This is a genomic window from Martelella sp. AMO21009, from assembly GCF_053484295.1.
In genome coordinates, this window is record NZ_JBAKFR010000065.1 from 1 (window position 1) to 1,284 (window position 1,284).

1 protein-coding gene is annotated in these 1,284 nt (G+C 58.3%); it reads right to left on the reverse strand.

From position 1 onward, the window contains the following. Window positions 1-61 precede the first annotated feature (61 nt). Window positions 62-1,200, reverse strand: a protein-coding gene (locus V6766_RS25450) for an IS3 family transposase (protein WP_448471026.1) whose coding sequence is annotated in 2 segments (ribosomal slippage) — window positions 62-933 and window positions 933-1,200 — 1,140 coding nt in all. Because the reading frame shifts where the segments join, the coding sequence is not laid out codon by codon here. Window positions 1,201-1,284: the final 84 nt, after the last annotated feature.

Sequence of the window (1,284 nt, forward strand, 5' to 3'; positions counted from 1 at the left end):
AGAGGTGGCTCGGTTTGTCTGAACAGTTTCGGGCGTTTCGCTAAGTGGATTTCCGCCTCGATTATGCCGCCACCATCATGGGTGCCAGCGCGTTGAAGTAGGCCTGATCCGGCGTCTGCCGGTCAAGGGATGAATGTGGGCGTCGGCTATTGTAAAAGGTCAGATATCGGCCGATGCCAGCGCGGGCCTCGGACACGGACTTGTAGGCGTGGAGGTAGACCTCCTCGTATTTGATCGACCGCCAGAGCCGCTCGACGAAGACGTTGTCCCGCCACGAACCCTTGCCGTCCATCGAGATGGCGATTTCGGCTTTTTTCAGCACGGTCGTGAAGTCGATGGATGTGAACTGGGATCCTTGATCCGTGTTGAAGATGTCGGGCTTGCCGTAACGAGCAAGCGCTTCCTCGACTGCTTCGATGCAGAAGGCTGCCTCCATCGTGATCGACAGTCGCCACGACAGAACCCTCCGGCTGAACCAGTCCACGACGGCGCAGAGATAGACAAATCCGCGAGCCATCGGAACATAGGTCAGGTCCATCGCCCAGACCTGATTGGGTCTGGTAATCGCCAGCTTGCGCAGGAGGTAGGGATAGATTTTGTGCCCAGGTGCCGGTTTCGACGTGTTCGGGCGACGGTAGATCGCCTCGATGCCCATCTTCTTCATCAGCGTGGCGACGTGAAGCCGCCCGGCATTCAACCCTTCTCCTCTCAAAAGCCATTGCAACATCCGACTTCCCGCGAACGGGTATTCGAGATGCAGTTCGTCGATCCGGCGCATCAGAGCCAGATCGCCGTCAGACACCGGACGCGGCGAATAATAGACACTGCCACGGCTGAAGCCGAGAAGCTTCGCCTGGCGCACGACGGATAGCTTATGCTCGCGGTCGATCATTTCTTTCCGCTCAGCAATCCCGCCTTGCCGAGCGCTCCGGCTAAAAAATCGTTCTCCAGTGTCAGTTCGCCGATCTTGGCATGTAGCGTTTTGACGTCCACGGTCGGGCCTGCCGGTTCCGCCTTGGCTTCATCGCCGAAAACGCCCGTCGCCCCCTCAAGGAGCTGATCTTTCCACTGTTTGATCTGGTTCGCGTGCACATCGAACTGCTGGGACAATTCCACCAGCGTCTGCTCACCTCGGATGGCGGCAAGCGCCACCTTCGCCTTGAAAGCCGGGCTGTGGTTCCGGCGCGGTCGTCTCGTCATGGTATCTCCTGTTAACGGCATCTAAGCCGATCTCAGGCAGAAATTCCACTTATCCCCGCTGTGCAGATTTCCCGAGCCATCTCT